At 74.5% G+C, this 3,625-nt stretch carries 4 protein-coding genes; 3 read left to right on the forward strand and 1 reads right to left on the reverse strand.

Translation table 11 applies throughout. The annotated features are described in order from the left end of the window. Positions 1–128: 128 nt before the first annotated feature. A complete protein-coding gene (locus EAO71_RS28505; protein WP_147980708.1) occupies positions 129–1,295 on the reverse strand; it encodes a sensor histidine kinase in 1,167 nt (388 codons plus the stop codon). Positions 1,296–1,530: 235 nt separating this feature from the next. Between EAO71_RS28505 and EAO71_RS28510 the strand changes: the two genes are divergently transcribed. The 3 genes from EAO71_RS28510 to EAO71_RS28520 all read left to right on the forward strand — a co-directional run. Beyond that, positions 1,531–1,932, forward strand: a complete 402-nt coding sequence (locus EAO71_RS28510) for an NADH-quinone oxidoreductase subunit A (RefSeq protein ID WP_399754345.1) — start codon at positions 1,531–1,533, stop codon at positions 1,930–1,932. Then, positions 1,923–2,516: an NADH-quinone oxidoreductase subunit B gene (locus EAO71_RS28515; protein WP_147980709.1), complete on the forward strand. Its 594-nt coding sequence runs from the start codon at positions 1,923–1,925 to the stop codon at positions 2,514–2,516. Before EAO71_RS28510 ends, EAO71_RS28515 begins: the two co-directional genes overlap by 10 nt. An 80-nt stretch (positions 2,517–2,596) precedes the next feature. Continuing rightward, positions 2,597–3,625 (forward strand): NADH-quinone oxidoreductase subunit C (locus EAO71_RS28520; RefSeq protein WP_261992440.1); only part of this gene is annotated, 1,029 nt, incomplete at its 3' end.

Here is a 3,625-nt window from a genome sequence, read left to right on the forward strand (position 1 = left end):
GCCGCAGACGCCCACCTCCCTCATGGCCCGGGGCGGTCGGGGGCGGTGGGGCGTACGCGCCGCGTCGCGGCGCGTGGTCCGGTCGGCCGGGTTCCGGCGCGACGAGTGCCGGGGCCCAGGCGGTGGGGTCAGGACGCCGGGCGGGACCGCCACGGCAGCTCGGCCGTGACCGTCGTCGGGCCGCCCTCCGGCGAGTCCAGGACGAAGAGCCCGTCCACCGCGCCCAGCCGCTCCGCCAGCCCCGCCATCCCGGTGCCGCCGTCCAGACGCGCCCCGCCGCGCCCGTCGTCCCGCACCTGCAGCAGCAGCCGGTCGTCCCGGCGCCACACCTCCACCGAGGCGGTGCGCGCCCGGGAGTGCTTGGACACGTTCTGGAGCAGCTCGGACACGGTGAAGTAGGCGATGCCCTCGATCGCCTCCGCCGGGCGTTCCGTCAGGTCGACGGTCACCTTCACCGGCACGGTGCAGCGCGCGGCGATCGAGGAGAGCGCGGCGTCCAGTCCGCGGTCGGTGAGGACCGCGGGGTGGATGCCGCGGGCCAGGTCGCGCAGTTCCTGGAGCGCCAGCTTCACCTCGCCGTGGGCCTCGTCGACCATCGCCGCCGCGGCCTCGGGGTCTTCGAGCAGCTTCTCCTTGGCGAGGCCGAGGCCCATGGCGAGGGCGACGAGCCGGGCCTGGGCGCCGTCGTGCAGGTCGCGCTCGATGCGGCGGAGGTCGGCGGCGGCCGTGTCGACGACGACCCCGCGGTCGCTCTCCAGCTCGGCGATCCGCCGCTCCAGTTCGTCCGAGGGCGACAGCAGCCCGCGCACCATGGCGCGGTCGGCGTGGGACAGACCGCGTGCGATCCACGGCAGGACGGGCCACAGCACGATCAGCGAGACCAGGGTGACGACGAAGGTGACGATGCCCCACGGCAACCGGATGAAGCCGTACAGCAGCGTCCGCCACGCCACCGGGTCCTTGAGGGAGGTCCACAGCCAGGGGAAGAAGCCGTGCCGCCGGGGCAGCGGACTCGGCTCGTCCACCCGCACGCCGAGAAGGGCGCGCGCCCGGGCCCGCTCGGCCCGGCCCAGCCCGCGCGCGCCGGCCAGTCCGAGGGCGAGCAGGGGCAGGCCGATCACGGTGACGGACAGGCCCACGCCGACGGCGACCGAGACCACCGCGTACACGAACCCGACCAGGGCGATCGGCAGGTTGGCGAGGAGGAAGGAGACCTCCCTCCAGGTCTGCCCTCCGAAGGTCACCCGTGCGGGCGGCAGCCTGTCCTGGTCAGCGGTATCGGTGTCGACGCTCATGGGGCCAAGCCTGCCGGTCGGCGGGCCCGCCACGCCATGGGGTTCGTGGGGGAGGGGAAGTAGGGATATCCCCACCGTCGGGGTCGGCCGGGCGCCGCCGTGCGCGGGAGGAGACGGCCTCGCCCGCCGGGCGGCACAGCCGGTGGTTCACTGGATGACACGACCACTTACAGTCCTTTTAACAGGGCCTAGACTCCCGTCCGTACAGATCGTCGATACGGAGCGAGGGGCGGACGTGCCGGAACCGACCGTACGGGCGGGACTTGCGGCGGATTACTTCCAGACGTACTCCGTCGTCGGACTGCTCGCCGTCCTGGGCGTGCTCTTCGTCGCCGTGGCCTTCGGCGCCGGGCGCCTGCTGCGGCCCGTGGTGCCGACCCCGGAGAAGCTGCTGACGTACGAGTGCGGCGTCGACCCGGTGGGAGAGGGCTGGGCCCACACCCAGGTCCGCTACTACGTGTACGCCTTCCTCTACGTGATCTTCGCCGTCGACTCGATCTTTCTCTTCCCCTGGGCGACGGTCTTCGCGGCGCCCGGCTACGGCGCGACGACGCTCGTCGAGATGTTCATCTTCCTCGGCTTCCTCGCCGTGGGTCTGCTCTACGCGTACAGGAAGGGCGTCCTGACATGGACGTGACCCCGCTGCCCACCCCGCTGCCGGCTCCCAAGCTGGGCCCGCTCGCGCGCCTCGCCCCCGAGCCGATGAAGGTCGTCCTGAACTGGGGCCGCCGCTACAGCCTGTGGGTCTTCAACTTCGGCCTCGCCTGCTGCGCGATCGAGTTCATCGCCGCGTCGATGGCCCGCCACGACTTCATCCGGCTCGGCGTGATCCCCTTCGCCCCCGGACCGCGCCAGGCCGACCTCATGATCGTCTCCGGCACGGTGACGGACAAGATGGCGCCGGCGGTGAAGCGGCTCTACGAGCAGATGCCCGAGCCCAAGTACGTCATCTCCTTCGGCGCCTGCTCGAACTGCGGCGGACCGTACTGGGACTCGTACTCGGTCACCAAGGGCGTGGACCAGATCATCCCGGTCGACGTGTACGTGCCGGGGTGCCCGCCGCGGCCGGAGGCGCTGCTGCAGGGGATCCTCAAGCTCCAGGAGAAGATCGCCCGGGAGTCGCTGGCCGAGCGCTACGGGTCCGCGGCGCAGGCGCCGTCGGTCGGTCAGCTGACCAGCGGCCTCGTCGCCCCGCCGGCACCGTCCGGGGGTACGGAGTGAACGCGGACGAGACCGTGGACGACGGCACGAACGACGGCACGAACGGCGGCACGAACGGCGGCGCGGACCGGACCGCGGAGGTGACCGGCGGGGGGCACCCGTACGACTCGCTGCCGGACGGGGTGACCGCCGTCTTCGGCGCGGAGGCGACGGCCGAGCGGGCGTACGACCTGCTGACGGTCGACGTGCCCGCCGAGGGGTGGATCGCCGCGCTGCGGACCGCCCGCGACGAGCTGGGCTGCACCTTCTTCGACTGGCTGAGCGCGGTCGACGAGCCGGGCACGGGCTTCCGGGTCTGCGCGCACGTGGTGGCGCTGGGGCCCGGCACGGTCCGGCGCCTGCTGCTGCGTACGACCGTCCCGCACGCGGCGGCCGCCCTGCCGACGGCGGTGGAGGTCTACGCGGGCGCGGCCTGGCACGAGCGCGAGACGCACGAGATGTTCGGCGTGGAGTTCACCGGCCACCCGCACCTGGTCCCGCTGCTCCTCCCGGAGGACTTCGAGGGCCATCCGCTCCGCAAGGACTTCGTGCTCGCGGCGCGCGTCGCGAAGGCGTGGCCGGGGGCGAAGGAGCCGGGCGAGTCCGAGCACGGCGGCCCGAAGCGCCGCCAGATGCTGCCGCCGGGCGTGCCCGACCCGAACGACTGGGGCCCGATGAAGGGCCAGCTCCCGCCGGCACCGGCGCGCACTCCGCGTGCCGCGGGCGACCGCCCGGTGCGGCGTACCCGTACGACGGCCGAGGGCTCGGCGAGCACGCCCGCGACGCCCGGGACCGCGCCGGCGGCGCCCGCCGCGGGCGAGGCGCTCGCGGCGAGGCCGCCGCGCCGTACCCGCAGCGTGAGCGAGGGCTCGGCGAGCCAGGCGGCGGATGCGGCGGCCGGCTCGGAAGGAGCGGCCGAGGCTCCGCAGCCGGCGGCCGGTCCGCGCAGGTCGCGGTCCGCGGCAGACGGTTCGGCGAGCCAGGCGGCTCCCGCCCCGGCCGACGAGGAGACCGCGCCGCGTCCGGCCCGGCGGTCGCGGTCCGCGGCCGACGGTTCCGCGAGCCAGTCGGAGGCGCCCGCCTCCCCTCCCACCCCGCCGCGCACCCGCAGCACGGACGCCCCCTGGCAC

The organism is Streptomyces sp. MS191 (assembly GCF_008042125.1).
GTDB lineage: Bacteria > Actinomycetota > Actinomycetes > Streptomycetales > Streptomycetaceae > Streptomyces.

Excerpts from the sequence above, each read along its gene's own strand:
- EAO71_RS28505 (WP_147980708.1), bottom strand. The coding sequence starts at position 1,295 with ATGAGCGTCGACACCGATACCGCTGACCAGGACAGGCTGCCGCCCGCA.
- EAO71_RS28515 (WP_147980709.1), top strand. The coding sequence starts at position 1,923 with ATGGACGTGACCCCGCTGCCCACCCCGCTGCCGGCTCCCAAGCTGGGC.